We start from the raw sequence: 17,479 nt of genomic DNA, 5'->3' as shown, positions 1-17,479 counted from the left end.
CCTCCTTTGCTCCCCTTGCCTCCTTTGCTCCCCTTGCCTCCTTTGCTCCCCTTGCTCCTCACTCCTCACCCCTCACTCCTCTCTCCACAGTGCCAACTGTCACGTTAGTATGTAAAGACAGCGCCACTTCAAGTGACAGATGTCAGATGACACACGTTCAGGCAATACGTTCCAGGCACCCTGCTATGACTTCATCCATTCAAGCCGCTCAGTCCCCCTATGGTGGTGATTCCTTCTATCGCACACCGCCCCCCGACTTGCCCTCTCTGCTGCTGAAAGAGCGGATTGTTTACCTGGGAATGCCTTTGGTGCCCGCTGTGACAGAGCTGATTGTGGCAGAACTGCTCTATCTTCAGTACGAAGACCCAGAGAAGCCAATCAAAATCTATATCAACTCCACAGGCACCTCTCGTTATGATGGTGAACCCATTGGGTTTGAAACCGAGGCGTTTGCCATCTGCGACACCATGCGCTACATCAAGCCTCCCGTACAAACCATTTGTATCGGTTCGGCAATGGGCATGGCAGCGATGCTACTCTCTGCGGGTACAAAAGGCTTCCGTGTGAGTTTGCCCAACGCCACGATCGTCCTCCACCAGAGCAAAAGCTACGCACGCGGTCAGGCGACGGACATTCAAATTCGCGCCAAAGAAGTATTAGCAAACAAAGCGACGATGGTCGAAATTCTGTCCCAGAATACGGGACAGTCGATCGAAAAAATTGCCAAAGATATGGATCGGCTGCTCTATTTGTCCCCTGAGCAGGCAAAAGAATACGGTTTAATCGATCGCGTCCTCGAAAGCGAAAAGGACATCCCCGTTCCACTCCCCGCTGGCATTCTTTAAAGTTTCGAGTGATGAGTTACCGAACTCAAAACTCTCTTGCGCAGCGGCACAAAGTGCTACTCAAAACTCATCTAACAACGGAGCTTCTTATGCCAATTGGTGTTCCCAAGGTTCCCTACCGTATGCCGGGAGAACCCTATACTCAGTGGATCGATATCTACAACCGTCTTTACCGGGAACGCATTATCTTTCTGGGCAAAGATGTTGACGACGAAATCGCCAATCAAATCGTAGCTGTGATGCTCTACCTGGATTCTGAAGATCCAGGTAAAGACATCGTGCTATACATTAATTCGCCGGGTGGTTCTGTAACCGCAGGCATGGCGATTTACGACACCATGCAGCACATTAAGTCCGATGTGGTCACGATCTGCGTTGGTCTCGCTGCCTCAATGGGTTCCTTCCTGCTGGCAGCAGGTGCAAAGGGCAAACGGCTAGCGCTACCTCACTCGCGGATCATGATTCACCAACCCTCTGGTGGTACTCGTGGGCAGGCGACTGATATTGAAATCGAAGCGCGGGAAATTATCCGCATCCGACGGCAACTCAACCAAATCTACGCCGATCGCACAGGTCAGCAACTGACGAAAATTGAGAAGGACATGGATCGCGATTACTTCATGTCGGCTGAAGAAGCGAAGGAATATGGCTTGATCGATCGTGTAATTGAATCTGCCTCCTAGACTCCCAGAAGCAGTATCACGGGCTGTAGGTGCAACCGAATCTATTCGCAGAAGGCAGTCATTGAGTTGGTATTACCACAAACGATTGCTAACAGATAGGTTTCTCAAATTCGTACCGATTCAATGACTGATCGTTCTCGTTCACGTTACCCCTTCTCAGTAGTGGCAGAATTATTAGTAAGTGGGTGGAACCAATAAAACATAGAACTACTGTAGGATGGGTTAGCGATAGCGTAACCTATGCTGTTCAAGGGTTTGATGCGTTACGGCTTTGCCTAACGCATCCTACGTTTAATGATGTCCACTTAACTTGATTCTGCCATTTTTCATCTAAATGAACCTTGCAGAGTGTTACCGCATTTTAGGGCTAGAGTCTGGTGCGTCGTTTGATGCAATCAAGGCAGCTTATCGACGCTTGGCAAGGCGTTATCATCCAGATGTGAACCCCGGAAATCAGCACGCAAAAGAAAAGTTTATTGAGCTGACCGAGGCTTACAAGCTCATTCTGGCTGCCATCGCAAGTCCTGAGCCAGAGCAACCGCCTAAAGTGACCGGAGCACCACAGCCTACGACAGCGCCCACTGGCATTCGTATTACGCGCAAACAGCCCCCGCTTCAATTCACCAACCTGTCGCCGTTGGAGCAACAGCTAAAGGCAAACTCCTACCAGCAGTTGCAGCAGATGCTGAAGGAGCAACGCTTTCCGAGGGCGATCGCCCTGATCGAAGGACTCGCACGGCGCATTCCACAAGATCCAGAGGTGAAGCAGTGGCAGGCGATCGCCTATCAGCGCTGGGGACGACAGCTCATTAAGGAGCGACAGTTCGACAAGGCTAGAATCTATTTGAAAAAAGCTCTCCGTACCGATCCGCATAATCGCTCTCTCTGGGCGGAAGTGGAGCGCGATTTCCGTTACATGGAACGTCTTTTTTAGTTCTTGGACAGTTCGATGCCTGATGCAGAAGCTAAGGATCGTGGATTTAATAAAGTAGGGTGTGTAAAGCCTACTCTTCGAGAAGCAAGCTACGGCATGGCTTCGCTCAAGGCAACACCGTAACGCACCAATCGATCAGCGTTTAGTACGTTAACGCCACACTTTTCTTGAATGCCGGAACGGCTATACGCACCCTACAGAATGACAGGATATTTGATCCACGATCTTAAGAGGACAAACATTGAGGTCTTTTGTGTCTGAGATGAAGAGATCAACCTATTACATCTCTACAGAGACTTAATGGAACGCTGATCACGGTAAAGCGTGGGATCAGTTCGCCGATCGTAGGGCAGATGTACTGCTGCCAGGTGCAAGCAAGCATTTTTAGAGAGCAAACATTGAGACAAAGGGTGCATTTTTGCACATGTTTTGGTACTATGAGATGAGAGGAGTTCACCCTGTAGGGGGATTCCGGGCTAAAAATTAATTTTCTGAACGTTTTTAACCTCGTCAATTTAAGTCTAAAGAGCAGTTTGAAACGTCCCTTAACAGCTTGATCAGAATCAACGTTCGCCTTCAATACGCTTACTAAGCAAACCTTATGCTTAGCTGACTCTGATAAAGCCCAAAAAGGCGACTCTATCCTTAGTCAGCGTGATGTCATAGGTTGCATTCATCCATTTGAAAGCTATGGGGTTTTCTGAGTGATTGCTGTCTCATCCCGTCCTGTCAAACGTAACTGGAACACGGTCAGCTTCGCTTCTACTCTCTACCTTATCCCTGTCTTGGATCTCTTGCTAGAGGAGATTCCACAGCGCTGGAAGGCAGAGATCCGACTAGGTTTGCAAGAAGCGCTGGTGAATGCCGCCAAGCACGGTAACGCTTTAGACCCCAGCAAAACTGTACTCGTTCGTTTCTCAGTGGTTGCAAATCAGCACTGGTGGGTCATCTCCGACCAAGGTAATGGCTTTCGCCGATCGCAAGCGTCTGAACCTGAGCATGAAAAGCTGCTTCCGTGCGAACAGCAAGAATGTGGGCGTGGCATGTATATTCTTCACCAGATTTTTGACCAGGTTCAGTGGAACCATCAGGGCACTGAACTCAGGCTTTGCAAATGTGTCAAAACCTCTTACCGTTTGCCTTTACTTACCTAGCGCGATGGGCAACTAAACTTGACCTCATCCCCCGTCTCCCCAGGGAGAAGAACTCTAAGACGTTTCTGGTTCCCCCTCCTGCTGGGAGAAGGCTGGGATGGGGGCGGTCTCAGCAGGCAGTTTAGAAAAGTCGCACATCGCGTTACTTAAGCGCCTTTTAGATCAGTTTGATGACTGGTTGCCAAACCACAGATATTTAGTCTAGTACTCTAAATCGGACTGCGTTCCTTAAAGTTCTGTCATAAAGTCGGCTCTGTCGCAAAGTGGTAGGGCGGCAAAGCTTCTCCCAGGTTTAGCTCCCACTGAGGGTTTTGCTGCTGCAAGGTTTGAACCTGTTGGCAAAGCTGGCTTTCGCGATCGCGTGCAACGAGTAGGTAAAGCGTTTTGGCTCCCGTTTCTGCCTCGCTGAGGTAATAGTGTGGATAAGTTTGAGCGATTGTCTGCTCGATTTGCCTCATAGCGTCCTCTTGCTGTTTTTGATACGACAGCTGAGTTTGATACTGCTCCTTTTTGGCAAGAAAGTAAGCTTTTCCTTTGACTTCTGGCGCGATCGCTAACTCCGGAAACGCTACGGGAGTAAGCTTGAGCGTGAATTCAGCTTTACCTTCCAGTTGGATGAGTTTGCTCAGATATGCCTGCTGATGCGTGTGCAGATGCGCCAGTAAGCTTGGTAAAGAGCGAAAGCTGGTACCAAACCGTAGGGGCAGCATGGTGGTTTGGCAGAACAGGCTACGGAGAATACGATCGTGAGCTAAGACCGCTTGCACCAGCAAGGTATCATCCTTTTGCAGACTATCTAAGTCTAAAGCTGGCTCAACGACGGCTGAAAGCTGTCCTGCATCAGCGATTTGGACGAGGGTATCTATGCCTCGTGGCAGGGTTAAAGGTGTGAGGGGAGTCTTTAAAAAAGCGTAGGTATACATCAGAGTGCATCAGCAACAAAGGCAAGACTCAGACTGATCTGCATCGAACCAGTTTGCCAGTCTTGCTCAACATCTTCAAGCCAAGCGATCGCAACACCGCCTCGTAACAAGCTGTATGACAACATGGCATCATCAAGCTGCTGCTCTAAATGCGCTATCAGCGTTGCGATCGACGTGGGCTGTGAGCAGACTGTGTTGCGGGTATGAACGATCGCGTCTGATGCCAATTGTGTAGTGTTAATGAGCACCGATCGCCCTGTTGATAAATCAAGCGTGTAGTCCACATCGGTTGCTTTGAGGTGCAGCGCTGCAAGTAGTCGCAATGTGCCCTGCTGCCAATTGGCGTTGGGCTGTAGCACCTGTGCGGGGATGCCTCCAAGCAACTGCATGATTTCGTACGTGCTGCTTGTGAGCGACCATAGCAGTTGCGGTACGAGTTCGTCCATCAGCAGCATGGGTTGCCAAAGACCTGTGCCAGGAGTGCTGAGTTGATGCGCACAAGCGATCGCGGCTTGCACAATCAGTGTGAGTTGTACACTCTCATCATCGCCGTTGGTCTGCTGGCTTTGCAGTTGGACGAGGCTTTGTACGAGCTGTTGCTGCGTGAGGCGCTGGGTGTAGTGCTCCAGGTGGTCTGCATCTGTCACACGCACAAGCGTTGTTGGACTGAGCGCCCGACTAACAGGGTTAACTACAGACACGTGAGTTTTAGCCATCACAGCGATCGTCCGTGTGAGGGGTGTCGCCGAAACTGGCGATGGTCTGCCCTGGGTGATTCCAATTGCCTCTTCCATCAGTTCCGCTTCAATTAATTCAGGGTGCATCGGCACCTCCTCCTGACTGCTAGCGGTTAGCGTCTGAGTGCTAAATGTAAAGCCCAGGCGGAGTCGAAGGTTGCCTGTTTGCCAGCCTGAGCCGGGTTGTAACAGCTCTACCGCTACTCCTTGTAGAAGCGTTTTAAGCCTGAATCGTTCGGCTTGCAGCGACTGCACGATCGCTGTAAGCTGATGGTCAACCTGATAGGCGGCATCGATCGAGCCATTTCTATCTCCAGCCGCAGCAGTTTGCCGGAGGGGAAGAATGCACTCGTCAGTTTGGACGATCGCATCGAGCGCCAGCAACTTCTCGGCTGAATATCCCGTTGCCAAATCAAAACACCAGCGTGCCGACGGCGTTTCTGCCTCTAGCATGACCACCAACCGCAACATGCCGCAAGACCAGCCTGGCTCTGGCTGCCAGCATTTTGCCCTCACCCCTTCGATGAGCTGCATCGCGCTGTAAGAACTCCGCGCTAGTGCCCAGAGCAGGGAGGGGATGAGGGTGTCGATCGCGATGAAGGGGTGGGGGGATGAAAGGGATGAGGGGGTGAGGAGATGGAGGGATGTGACGGCTGACGGCTGACCGCCCATAGCTGCCTTCAAATGCCTCTCTTCGTCTCGCAACGCCTCCAGCACGTCATAGGCTTCTTCACTCACGTAAGGGAGCAAGGCTTCAAGCGTCTGTGCCTCGCTCAGCAAGCGCTCAGATGCACGGTCTAGAGAAGCTAGTGGTGACGATCGCAATGTATTGATCATGGCAACCAAACGCTGCATCGCTACCAGTGCCGCCTGAGAATGAGCGGGTATCGCGATCGCTTGCTGGCACAAAAGCGGCTCCACAACCTTGATCACCGTCCGCTGAACGGTATCCCAAACGAATGGTGGAGCGTCTTCTGCGTCGGTTTTGCAAGCAGGCGGCTCGTTTGGCAGGATCAGGGTGGAACGAGAATAGTTGGGCATAGGTGACTATCGTTGACGATTCAAAAGCAGCTATGGTTAGAGTGCCCACTTCGGGTTCAATGTGCGAAACGGGCTGGCAATGCTTAGTGGAGATTTATGAACCGCAGGCTGGACTGGAGTAAAATCCAGCGCCAAACGTTGACCCCAAACGTTGAACAGTGGCTGAATGCTGAAGTCTCGGTCAGAACGCTCAGTGCAACTTACAATTTTGAGTATGTAGTCACAGCGCCTTATCGCCAATTTGTTCAACGACTAACCCGATCGCAACATGCCCTTTCTCCACTTTTGCGTCATGTCTCCGGTTGACCTCCCGATCGCCATCCAATTTACCTCCCCCGGACCGATGCTGTTGGACTGGGGACCTTTCGCCATTCGCTGGTACGGGTTTTTGATCGCGTCTGCTGTGCTGATTGGGGTCACACTTGCCCAATGGCTCGCTAACCGTCGAGGCGTAAACCCAGACCTCTTAAGCGACCTGGCGCTTTGGTTGGTCATTGCAGCCATTCCGAGCGCACGGCTTTACTATGTCGCGTTTCAGTGGCAAGAGTATGCTCAACATCCCGACCAAATTTTGGCGATCTGGAAGGGCGGCATTGCGATTCACGGTGCCATCTTGGGTGGGTTAGTAGCCAGCTTGCTCTTTGCTCGCCTTCGCCACGTTTCCTTTTGGCAACTAGCAGATTTAGTTGCGCCATCGTTGATTTTGGGACAGGCGATCGGGCGCTGGGGTAATTTTTTTAATTCAGAAGCGTTCGGTCGTCCTACCGATTTACCCTGGAAGCTCTACATCCCGTTGAATCGCCGTCCGGCTGGCTACGAAGGGTTTGAGTACTTCCATCCCACCTTTTTGTACGAATCACTCTGGAACGTGATGGTCTTCAGTATCCTGATTGCGCTTTTTTTCTGGGGCTTAAAAGCAAAAGCTCGGCTGAAGGTCGGTACCCTCTTTTTAGTGTATCTGGTGGCATATAGCTGTGGTCGTCTGTGGATTGAAGGGCTGCGTACGGATAGCTTGATGTTGGGACCGTTACGGATTGCCCAGGTTGTAAGTCTGACTCAAATCGCGATCGGTCTGTTTGGTTTAGCCTGGCTCTATGTTTTCCATCGATCCCTACCAGATGTGGCGACCGCTCAAAAGCATCAGACCTCGGATACATCACAGCCATCCAACAGAACACCGTAAGCACTGCTCTTGCTGTGCAAAACGCCAAAAAAAAACACCCCGGAGCTAGGCTCCAGGGCGAAATCAGGGTGCATCTACCACTCTATTCTTCTGCGTTAGTGCTACCCGTCCGGAGAAATTGCAACACTGCACAGATGTTTCGACAGACGTTATGTCCTTTTATCCTCTTCTTCTGTGATTGATCTTTCTAAACCACACAGCGATACCTCTCTACTACCCGCTGTCTATATCGTGGGCGCTGGACCAGGCGATCCAGAATTGTTGACTGTCAAAGCACAGCGACTGCTGTCACTGGCAGATGTTATTCTCTTTGCTGATTCGCTGGTGCCTGAGCAACTTTTGCAGGATATACGTCCCGGAGCAGAGCTGATTCGCACCGCAGACAAAACGTTGGAAGAAATCCTGCCGCTGATGGTGGCACGAGTGCAGGCAGGCGATGCTGTAGTTCGCTTGCACTCTGGCGATCCTAGCCTTTATGGAGCGGTGCAAGAGCAAATGCAGGCGCTTTTGGAGGCTGGCATCCCGTTTGAAGTCGTACCGGGGATTAGTGCGTTTCAGGCAGCAGCAGCGAAACTACGGGTGGAGTTAACAGTGCCAGGGGTAGTACAAACGCTGATCCTGACTCGCATGAGCGGTCGCACTGAAGTGCCGCCAGCAGAAGAGTTGGCAACGCTGGCAGCCCATCAAGCGAGCCTGTGCCTTTACTTGAGTGCCAAGCATGTGGAGTCGGCACAGGCAAAACTGATGCAGCATTATCCAGTAGACACGCCAGCCGCGATTTGTTTTCGTTTGGGCTGGCAGGATGAAAGCATTTGGGTGGTGTCGTTGGCAGAGATGGCAGCAACGACCCAGCGAGAAAACTTGACGCGGACAACGCTTTACATTGTTAGTCCTGCTTTAGCTGCTGCAACGATACCGGAAGCGTTTATCCATTCTGGTCAAAGACGTGAACGATCGCCCACACGATCGCGCCTCTATAGTCCCAGTCATTCTCATCTCTTTCGCCCCGAAAAGGCGTAAGCAGCGTGCCACTTCACGGAAGCCATGCTGAAAAACCAATGCTGAAAGATCAACGGTGCGATCGCCACAGAGTTTCCGGATTCGCTCAGGTTCGCCGTGTTGTAACTCTTATGAAGCACTCATAGGTAACAGACCCATCGGCATTGCTGGTGGGTTTTTTGTTGTCTTGCGGCGCTGCCTGTGCCTGGGTTTGAGGCAAAGCTGTCATACCAATTCTACAAAATCGCCTTACAGATTCGTTCTTGCTGCTGACCGCTGACCGCCAGTCGAAGCTTGCCTGTGTAGCTACAGTTTAGTGAAATGGTATGAGAATAGAGTTGATGCTTTTTCGTTCGCCAATTTCCCCATGAAAGCCCTTGCCATCCTTTTGACATCCCTCATGCTTGCTGCCTGGATCAGCGCGATCGCGATTCTGGCGATCCAAAACTTCAGCCCTGTAACGCTACAGCTTTTGGGCTTCCAATCGATCGCGATGCCAGTTGGTGTGGTGCTGGCATTCAGCGTGGCGCTGGGTCTTTTGGGCACTGCGATCGCTCAACCCCTGCTGGGAATCTCCAGTTTTCAGCGCGAGGATGACGAAGACTACTAAAGAGGCTTGAGACTGACGCAAACCTCGTCACAGGGCGTAGACTTGCCCGTCAATTAACAGGCGCGTGATGCCTTTTGCCTGGAGATGGGATGAGGTTTTCTGGAGCATCTGGGCATCCGGGAGCTTGATGACTCGCTGCGTACGAGGGTTGGAATACCGTTTGGCGACACGATGATTGTCAAAGATAGGCAGCGTTTTTGATAGCACTTCGGCTTCTGGAATTTGACCTAAATCGCCAAATTCTTTTAAGGGTCGGGCAATTAACTCAGCCGAGCGATCGACGACCAGATAACAGGTGCGCGGTAAAGATGCCTCTGCTAACGGCAACACCTGAACCAGTGCTTTGCCAGCAATCCGACCGCCAGCGAACAGTGCACCGTTCCCCAGATCGTCGAGATCATCGTCCTCTAAGTCGTCATCAAGCTCATCGTCAAGCTCATCGTCAAGCTCATCGTCAAGCTCATCTGCTAGATCGGCTTCATCCAATAATTCTTCGCTTGTGATCGCCTCAGCCGCCTCTGCTGTCAGAAGTTCATCGTAGATTGGCTCAGGATAACGATCGCTTGCGTCATCAGGCGTTAAAGCCACATCATCGAGAGCGGCGATCGCTGAACGATCCACTCGCTCTGGCGTTTTTGTTTTGATTGTGGGCGGCGCAATAGGAGGAGTAGACGGATCTGGTTCGACCGGAGCCGAGGAGCGCTTCCGCAGTCGCCGTCCATTTGCCGTTTGCGACGCAGGCAGCGACTCTTCTGGCAGGGTTTCTTCTGTGGATATTTTAGGCAGCGATACGTGTGAAGGCAGCGCGATCGCGTCTGCAACCGCATCCGTACTTGGAGCGACCAATTCCTCGTAGCCGCGCTGCTCAGTGGTCGCGACGACTAATGGATCAGAGGCAACGGCTTCAGAGTCCATCACCGCAGACTCCACGACATCAGAATCCATCACCTCAGAGTCTAAATCTAAGAGAGAGGGTTCGCTAGAAGCACGGCTGCCGCGTTTTGTCTGAATGAGCGTATCGTACTCCGCTTCAGAAAAACTATTTTTGAGAATGCGGCTGATTGTACTGTTGCTTACCCCATACCGACTTGCCAGGGTTGACGTGGTCTCACCTGGATGCCGATAGAGTTGCAGCATTTCTTGTTTATCAGACTCGGTCAGTTTTCGAGGGGTCATGCGTTAGGCTGCGGAGAGAACATGCCATTTGCTTCATTCTATGCTGAAGCACTGCCAATCTGGAGACGATCGCGCAATCAAAACCAAAGATGGTACAGCATCCAAAATGGCTTCTCTGCCGACTTCGGCGATCGGCTGCAAGCGGCGATCGCAGCGTTAGGACGAGGCACGTCTGCGACCACCTGTTCGACTGCGGGCACGACTCGACAAATCGTGCTCTAGTGCCGCACCGATGCCAAACAGTACACCGCTAAACACCCAAAACACTTCTAAAAAGCCGCCACTTTGATAGTTAGCTAAGTGCGTCGTCGTGTACTTGAACCAGATATCCGCAATGTAAAGCGAAAACGCAGCGGCAGCGATCATGCGCCAGGACTGGGCAAATCGCCCTCCCCAGAATGCTAACAGCAGCGTCGTTGCAATGATGAGCAGCAACACATCACAGACAATGTAGTAGCCATTCACATAAGGTTTCAGCGGTTTCAGCGTTTCCTCTAATGCAAGCACCCACTCTGGCGGTGGGGCTTTCTGCTCAGCAGCAGGAACAGGTACCGTTTGATTTCCCGGCACTGCCTCTGCTGGCGCTTTTTTCTCTCCTGCCGTCGGTACAGGTGCGATGACAGCTGGGGCAGACGGGGACGCGACTGGCACTGCTGGCTTCGCTTTCACAGCCGGAGCAGACTTGGGACTCGCTTTCAGAACCCCTGGCTTTGCCGTTGGTTTCGCCGTTGGCTTCGTGGCAGGTGCTGTTTGTGCCGCTACAGGCTGCATCAAAAGAGCTTGCGGCATACTGCCAGATACGGGCGACGAGACAAACCACGCAATCACAATGCTGATCGCTGCAATCACGGTAACCACACCCCACTGCCAGAGTTCTAGATTAAGCCGCCTGGAAGCAACGGCTAGAACGATGCCGACAATGAGAAAAATGTAGGTGAGGATGTAGAAGAAATCTCCGGGAGAGACATCAGCCTCTTGTCCTAAAATCGTTTCCCAGTAGAAAAAGAGTAACCCGCCCAGGAAGTAGAACAAGAGACCTAGCCCAATGCATAGCCATACGTTGCGACCGCTGACAATTTGTGGGCTACGCCAGTTTCTAAAGCACAACCAGGCGGCAACAAAGTAAGCGATTTCTTCAAACGCTGTGGTGCCGATCGAATACCACAGTGGGCGATCTTGTCCCGGTAGAGGCACGCTGAAGAGGAGAAAGAACAGCAACGCCAGGACTGCCAGGACAATTTCAGCCAGGACGATCGTCTGTACCGATGGAAACGACTTAGGAGAACTCGATGATTTGTCCAAGGAACTGCCTACCAAGCTTAAAAAGGGAATGTTGAGCGGATGTGAAACAGGCGGTTAGCAAGCATGTCTACAGCAAGACTCGCATCGTAGTCGAAAGTAATGGTGATGAGACAGGGCGTGAACATTTCTTTAAGCTAATGCCACATCTTGCCTAGCGGCGATTGATTGAGCCAAGCCTGAAAAACCGTGCGATCGTTGCTCGACAGATCTTGCAAGGTGTCGATCGCGCGGTCTGCAAACGAAGTATTCCCAAAATAAGCCTTGCCTAAACGATGCAGCTCCTGTAACAGCGTATTCAGGTGGTGCTCTTGCCAGGGAGGAATTTGGGCAGCATCAAGGGGATCGACTGTCAGCAAATATTTAATTGCCTCTGGCGAGTCTGCCTGTGGAAACCGCCACTGTTTAAAGACTTCAGCAATGTCCTTTTGAAATAGCCCTACTTGCCGATGACCCAACAAATCTTCAATATCGATATAAACTCCCTGTAGCATGAGAAGACATGCTCTGATGTAAATCGGTGTTGCCGTCGTTTCTCCACCACCAGCATCCGCATCGGCGGTCAGTTGCTCCATCCGAATTTTGCCCCAGACGCTGTAGCGCTCCGGCTCCTCCAGCAGCACGCAGGCTTTCCCCTGGTTGTCTGTCAGATCGCGCCAGAATGTCTTTGCATCTTCTTCCTGGCTAGCATTGAAGACATTCAGCAAGCGAAACGTTTGCCCCTGATAAGTAAGGATCGGAATTTGCTGATCCCGCTTCGGGTGCTGGACACTTGTAATCTCAACATCCTGCCTTTTCAGAATAAACATGACGCTGCCAATTAACTCCTGTCTGGGCTGGGCGTTTAAGCGGGATTATCTGATGTGATCTCGCCAGTCAATAAAGCGATGGTGCGATAGCCGTTAACTTGCGATAGCCGTTAACTACAGTGACAGTTAGCTGGGGTGATCCAAGATAAGAGGCTGCTTAAAGCAAACTAAAATACACCATACCTTAATCAATTCCCCTTTTTGGGTGATTAGTTTACATCACCTCAAGGTTTGGGTCTTTTTGAATTCTAATCGTATTGAACATCAACAGTGGCTGAGCATGTGTGACTAAACTTTAGAAACTCAAACGGCGAGGCTGACTGTCTCTCGTGCGAGACCAAAGACTCCATGTGAACCTCAGCGCCATTTGCCGTCCAGATTGCGTCGCTTGATAAGGCACTGATCGCGCAGATAGAGCAAGAGTAGCGCAGAAAACAAGAGTTGATCACGGTTTAGCCGAAACACATCTAACGCATTCTCGACGGTCGATCGCTCAAAGTTCAGAGCGAACGCAAGAGCTTCTTGGTTTATGCTGGTTTTATCACGTTATTTTGCACCAGGGACCCTTAGCTCAGTGGATAGAGCAACCGCCTTCTAAGCGGTCGGTCACAGGTTCAAATCCTGTAGGGTCCGCCTCGCATTGTTGACCTCATTGAATCGGAATGAATCATGGTTAAGTATCGGTCTGCTATCGCGTTTATTTTGATGCTGATCACAGTCACGTGCGTGAGTTTTGGCTGCACCGCAGCAGAAAAATCGGTGTCTTACACCACTACCCAGGTCGAGGAAATCCAAACCTATGCTGCCGAGGTTTCGGAACTGCGCGATCGTCTGCCTGAGTTAGCAACGCTGGTTGAAAAGCAGAACTGGACGTTTGTGCGGAACTTTATTCATGGACCCTTGGGAGAACTGCGTACCAAAATGGTGTACATTTCGCGGAATCTGCTTCCAGATGATCAGATCAAAGCCCGCGATCGCGCCAAAGAAACCTTCAAGAGCCTGGTAGCGATCGATGCGGCAGCCGAGAAGGAAGATTACAAAGCAGCCGTTCGCAGCCTTGACAAAACGATTAAAGGATTGGACTCGTTTTTGGAACTCGTTCCCCAAGGTTAGAGCGCTACTGAGTTTTCTCACTGCTTATGGCTCATGTTGTTATCGTCGGCTGTGGTATTGTGGGAGCCGCGATCGCCTACGAGCTGAGCCACGTTGAGAGGCTGGCGATTACGGTGGTCGATCGCCAGCAACCAGCCAAAGCAGCAACAGGCGCAGCGCTGGGTGTGCTAATGGGAGCCATTAGCCAGAAAACGAAAGGCAACAATCTGCGGATGCGGCTGGCAGGCATTGAGCGCTACAACACCTGGGTGCCTGAGCTAGAAGCCGTAACAGGTCAAAAAATTTTGTTTAATCAGCAAGGGATACTTCGCCTTTGCTTTGAAGGAGAGACACTGGATGGATGGCGGAACCTGGTCGAAGTGAGGCGATCGCAGGGTTTGTCGTTAGAGATTCTTGATCGCAATCAACTTGTAACTAACTATCCCCAACTAAATTTGGAGCGGATTACGGCGGCTGTTTACTCGCCGTACGATCGACAGGTTGATCCCACAGCGCTGACTCAAGCATTGGTGGCTGCCGCTGCTCAAAAAGGTGTGACGTTTCAGTTTGATACCACTGTGGTCGGGGTGGAGCCGCGCGATCGCTCGGTTCCACTATCCGAAACCGCTCTCCAGCAATGCCAGCAGGTTTACACTACACAGGGTTCGCTGACAACGGACTGGCTGATTATTGCTGCTGGTTTGGGGTCTACACCGCTCACCGCGATGCTTCAGCAAACCGTCGATATTCGTCCAGTGCTGGGGCAAGCCATCCATGCGCGCTTACCCAAACCGATGGGGCAGGCTCAGTGTCAGCCTGTCATTACGGGTGAGGATGTCCACATTGTCCCGCTGGGTCAAGGAGATTACTGGGTTGGTGCCACAGTGGAGTTTCCTGACACAGCATTGCTTCCAACTGCAAACTCAGCGATTTTCAACAACATGATGAAGCAGGCAGTCGCGCTGTGTCCTGAGCTTAAAAGCGGCACCGTTATTCGTTCCTGGTCAGGCTTGCGTCCCCGTCCTGAAGGTCGTCCAGCGCCGATCGTGGAGCGTCTCCCTGGCTACTGCAATGTGCTGTTGGCAACAGGGCATTACCGCAATGGTGTTTTGCTGGCACCCGCGACAGCAGAAAAAATTCGACAACTAATCGGCGCGGTTTAAGGAAAACCGAGTTTCTGGACGCAACCTGACTGCTCAAACGAGATTGCCCCGTGAAGCAATCCGGTTTCTGCGTCAGCCTTATGACTTCACTGGGCGAACGAAAAGCCCTTGCGAATGGATCGGCGTTCTGCTACCTGCACCTCGAACGTGACGCGATCGCTCTCATCATCGCTTTTCACCTGCAATGTCCAATGTCCTGGCTTTGGCACCCAGAACACAGAATCTGACGTTTTGGTCGCCAACGGCTGTTCATTCAGCCGCCATTCAACGCTCTGAGTCGATGGACTTGCCAGCTTGAACTGGAGTCGTTGAACAGACTCGGCGCTTGCTCCAGCGTCCAATAGGAACACATCGCCATTGCGAGGAGAGAGAATGCTCAAACCAGCGGACGGCATCGGCGGTTGCGTTGCCAGCCATTCGTTGTACTCAGGTGGCAGTTTGAGGCGATACTGGCGCTGTCCCTTGCCATCAGTCACCGCCTGATAGAACGGCTCAGCTTGGCGATCGTACTCTCCCAAATCCTGTGGCTCAAAATATTCCTGTACGACTGACGGGCAGGCAGGCGTAGGACGCGCACCCGACAGCGCACAGATTGGACGCTTGACCAACCCAGCGGGCAATGGAAAAGTACCTGGCTCCCGCTGTTCATGCAAATGCAGCATGATCCGATTCCATAACGGAGCCGCACCCGTTACTCCTGACACCTGACGCATCGGTGCCCCGTCAAAATTACCGACCCAAACCGCAACCGTGTAGTCTGTGCTGAAGCCGATCGTCCAGGTATCACGGAAATCAGAGGATGTGCCAGTTTTGACAGCAGTGGGAAACGGCAAACGCAGCAGTGAATCGACTCCAAATGTTTTAGCGCGGGCATGGGTGTCGCTGAGCATATTGGTGATGAGCGACCAGGTGGGGGATGGGGAGATGGGGGATAGGGGAGATGGGGAGGCAGGGGAAGAGGAGGGGCGTTCTGAGTCTTGAGTCTTGAGTGTTTCTTGCCTTTTACCTTCTGCCTTCTGCCTTCTGCCCTCTGCCTTTTCTCTCTCCTCTCCTCTCTCCTCTCTCCTTACCCTCAACCCGATCGGCTTCCCCTGGTTTGCCAATGTCAAATATGCCCGTGCCAGTTCCCATAAGCTGACTTCGCCGCTGCCGAGTGCCAGCCCTAAACCGTAGTAGTCAGGCGATCGAGTCAAATGGGTAAAGCCTAGTTGGTGCAGGCGATCGAGAAAGGCTTTGACACTGACTTTCTCCAAAACACGTACGGCTGGTATATTCAAAGAGTTTGCCAATGCTACCCGCACGCGCACAGGTCCTTGAAACGTTTCGCTGTAATCTGACGGTGTGTAGAGCTTGGCTCCAGGAATGGCATAGCGGGTGGGAATGTCGGCAAGAATTGTATTCGGATGAATCACTCGTTGCTCCAGGGCAAGTTCGTAGAGGAATGGTTTGAGCGTGGAACCAGGCTGACGCAGCGCCTGCACACCATCATTCCGTCCGCCCTGGGTATCGACAACCTGAGCATCGGCAAAGTAATTGGGCGATCCCACATACGCCAGCACGTTGCCAGAGCGGTTATCTAGCACTAAAGCTGCCGCATGATGGACGTTGTGCGGGGCTAAAGATTGAATCACCTGCTGCACCTGTGCTTCGACAAACTGCTGTAAAGAGCGATCGAGCGTCGTCTGCACCGTAGCCGGATGGGTCGATCGCTGCTCAGCTAGCCAGAACAGAAAGTGCGGTGCAGCGACAATACCTTGCTGTCGTGGTTGGAGAGACAGTTCTTCTTGGAACACTCGATCGGCTTCAGCACGGCTCAAATAGCGCTCCTGAACCATGCGATCGAGCACGTAGGTTTGTCGCCGTTTCAATGCCTGCCAGCGATCATAAGGATTAAGGCGAGTGGGATCATTGGGCAGTCCTGCTAACAGGCTTGCCTGAGCGACGTTCAGCTCACTGGCGGGAATGCCGAAATAAATACGGGCAGCGGCTTCGATTCCATAAATATTGCCGCCCATTGGCAGCCGATTCATGTATGCCTGGAGAATGTCATCTTTGCTCATGCCAGCCGTCAGCCGCCAGGATGTCCAGATTTCTTTGACTTTCCCTGACAGGTTGCGGGGCGATGGTTCCAGCATTCGGGCAAGCTGCATCGTAATCGTAGACGCACCGCTGACGATCTGGCGGGCTTGCATCGCTTCTAAAACGGCACGAACGATCGCCCGTCCATCCAGCGCCCCATGTTGATAGAAGCGCCCATCTTCGGCAGCGACGATCGCCTGCTTAAAGCTTGTGGATACCTGCTGTAACGGCACCGTGACGGTATGTTCCTGGTCACGAGTCAAGACAGTTCCCAGGGGCAGCCCATTGCGATCGGTAAACGCGATCGCTTGCTGATCTTGCACTAACGCAGCGGCACGAATGGGAGCCAGGTAAGGGAGCGATCGCACCACCAGGCACAGCAGCACCAGCGTCAGCACCATGCTCCAGGGCGATCGCTGTGCGTACCACTGCCAAAAATTCGACAGTCGTACTGTCGAGCGTCTCAAACTGCTCAAAAATTGATTCGGCTTGAGATTAACCCACTTGTGCTGACGCATATCCTATCCTTCTGCCAGCGCTGTCACTGCTCTACAACGCAGACAGACACAGCGCTTTTACGCAAGCATAACTAATACCAATTTAAAAAATAAGGGTTACAGATGGGGGTGTGGGGGCGTTGCCCCCAGCCAGGGGTTCTACCCCTGCACCCCGTTTCCATCTGCCATGTTTGCTCTTTAAATTGGTATAACTTCAAGCTGACTACACGATCGCAATCGACCGATCCGGCAACC

General features: G+C 52.1%; 16 protein-coding genes and 1 tRNA gene. 11 read left to right on the top strand and 6 right to left on the bottom strand.

Annotated elements, in window-relative coordinates; translation table 11 throughout:
• Positions 1–185 precede the first annotated feature (185 nt).
• The 4 genes from AC5JO6_RS11730 to AC5JO6_RS11715 all read left to right on the top strand — a co-directional run bounded on the left by AC5JO6_RS11730 (position 186) and on the right by AC5JO6_RS11715 (position 3,616).
• Positions 186–845, top strand: a complete 660-nt coding sequence (locus AC5JO6_RS11730) for an ATP-dependent Clp protease proteolytic subunit (protein ID WP_496081242.1) — start codon at positions 186–188, stop codon at positions 843–845.
• 89 nt (positions 846–934) lie between these two features.
• Entirely contained in the window at positions 935–1,528 is a 594-nt protein-coding gene (locus AC5JO6_RS11725) for an ATP-dependent Clp protease proteolytic subunit (protein WP_496081241.1), read from the top strand.
• A 334-nt stretch (positions 1,529–1,862) separates the two neighbouring features.
• Entirely contained in the window at positions 1,863–2,462 is a 600-nt protein-coding gene (locus AC5JO6_RS11720; RefSeq protein ID WP_496081240.1) for a J domain-containing protein, read from the top strand.
• A gap of 704 nt (positions 2,463–3,166) precedes the next feature.
• Positions 3,167–3,616 (top strand): ATP-binding protein, encoded by a 450-nt coding sequence (locus tag AC5JO6_RS11715; RefSeq protein WP_496081239.1) that lies wholly within the window; start codon positions 3,167–3,169, stop codon positions 3,614–3,616.
• A 239-nt stretch (positions 3,617–3,855) separates the two neighbouring features.
• Here AC5JO6_RS11715 and AC5JO6_RS11710 read toward each other — a convergent pair whose 3' ends face one another.
• Both AC5JO6_RS11710 and AC5JO6_RS11705 read right to left on the bottom strand, forming a co-directional pair.
• A complete protein-coding gene (locus tag AC5JO6_RS11710; protein WP_496081238.1) occupies positions 3,856–4,539 on the bottom strand; it encodes a GvpL/GvpF family gas vesicle protein in 684 nt (227 codons plus the stop codon).
• Positions 4,539–6,317, bottom strand: a complete 1,779-nt coding sequence (locus AC5JO6_RS11705; RefSeq protein WP_496081237.1) for a nucleoside triphosphate pyrophosphohydrolase family protein — start codon at positions 6,315–6,317, stop codon at positions 4,539–4,541. Before AC5JO6_RS11705 ends, AC5JO6_RS11710 begins: the two co-directional genes overlap by 1 nt.
• 96 nt (positions 6,318–6,413) lie before the next feature.
• Here AC5JO6_RS11705 and AC5JO6_RS11700 point away from each other — a divergent pair, with 96 nt between their 5' ends.
• From AC5JO6_RS11700 to AC5JO6_RS11685, 4 genes are all read left to right on the top strand, one after another.
• Positions 6,414–6,623, top strand: coding sequence for a hypothetical protein (locus AC5JO6_RS11700; protein WP_496081236.1), 210 nt, complete (start codon positions 6,414–6,416; stop codon positions 6,621–6,623).
• The gene (gene lgt / locus AC5JO6_RS11695; protein ID WP_496081235.1) at positions 6,610–7,500 is read left to right on the top strand and encodes a prolipoprotein diacylglyceryl transferase; all 891 of its coding nucleotides are present in this window, start codon (positions 6,610–6,612) and stop codon (positions 7,498–7,500) included. The genes AC5JO6_RS11700 and lgt overlap by 14 nt, the downstream gene beginning before the upstream one ends.
• Before the next feature lie 174 nt (positions 7,501–7,674).
• Positions 7,675–8,520 (top strand): precorrin-4 C(11)-methyltransferase, encoded by an 846-nt coding sequence (cobM, locus tag AC5JO6_RS11690; RefSeq protein ID WP_496081234.1) that lies wholly within the window; start codon positions 7,675–7,677, stop codon positions 8,518–8,520.
• Between the two features lie 346 nt (positions 8,521–8,866).
• Complete coding sequence (locus tag AC5JO6_RS11685; protein WP_496081233.1) at positions 8,867–9,109, top strand: DUF1049 domain-containing protein; 243 nt, start codon at positions 8,867–8,869, stop codon at positions 9,107–9,109.
• A 27-nt stretch (positions 9,110–9,136) separates the two neighbouring features.
• Here the strand turns inward: AC5JO6_RS11685 and AC5JO6_RS11680 are convergent, their stop codons facing one another.
• The 3 genes from AC5JO6_RS11680 to AC5JO6_RS11670 all read right to left on the bottom strand — a co-directional run bounded on the left by AC5JO6_RS11680 (position 9,137) and on the right by AC5JO6_RS11670 (position 12,393).
• Positions 9,137–10,285: a helix-turn-helix domain-containing protein gene (locus tag AC5JO6_RS11680; RefSeq protein WP_496081232.1), complete on the bottom strand. Its 1,149-nt coding sequence runs from the start codon at positions 10,283–10,285 to the stop codon at positions 9,137–9,139.
• Between the two features lie 156 nt (positions 10,286–10,441).
• Complete coding sequence (locus tag AC5JO6_RS11675; RefSeq protein WP_496081231.1) at positions 10,442–11,587, bottom strand: hypothetical protein; 1,146 nt, start codon at positions 11,585–11,587, stop codon at positions 10,442–10,444.
• Positions 11,588–11,721: 134 nt separating this feature from the next.
• Positions 11,722–12,393, bottom strand: a complete 672-nt coding sequence (locus tag AC5JO6_RS11670; RefSeq protein ID WP_496081230.1) for an Npun_F0813 family protein — start codon at positions 12,391–12,393, stop codon at positions 11,722–11,724.
• A 560-nt stretch (positions 12,394–12,953) separates the two neighbouring features.
• On the opposite strand from AC5JO6_RS11670, the gene AC5JO6_RS11665 reads away from it, so the two are divergent.
• From AC5JO6_RS11665 to AC5JO6_RS11655, 3 genes are all read left to right on the top strand, one after another.
• Positions 12,954–13,026 (top strand) — tRNA-Arg (locus tag AC5JO6_RS11665).
• Between the two features lie 36 nt (positions 13,027–13,062).
• The gene (gene psbQ / locus AC5JO6_RS11660) at positions 13,063–13,506 is read left to right on the top strand and encodes a photosystem II protein PsbQ (RefSeq protein WP_496081229.1); all 444 of its coding nucleotides are present in this window, start codon (positions 13,063–13,065) and stop codon (positions 13,504–13,506) included.
• A 26-nt stretch (positions 13,507–13,532) separates the two neighbouring features.
• Positions 13,533–14,648, top strand: a complete 1,116-nt coding sequence (locus AC5JO6_RS11655; RefSeq protein WP_496081228.1) for an NAD(P)/FAD-dependent oxidoreductase — start codon at positions 13,533–13,535, stop codon at positions 14,646–14,648.
• Between the two features lie 86 nt (positions 14,649–14,734).
• Here AC5JO6_RS11655 and pbpC read toward each other — a convergent pair whose 3' ends face one another.
• Complete coding sequence (gene pbpC / locus AC5JO6_RS11650; RefSeq protein ID WP_496081245.1) at positions 14,735–17,128, bottom strand: penicillin-binding protein 1C; 2,394 nt, start codon at positions 17,126–17,128, stop codon at positions 14,735–14,737.
• Positions 17,129–17,479 lie beyond the last annotated feature (351 nt).

The organism is Tildeniella sp. (assembly GCF_059505325.1).
Note: the sequence above shows the minus strand (reverse complement) of the source record. Positions and strands in the feature narration are given on the sequence as shown.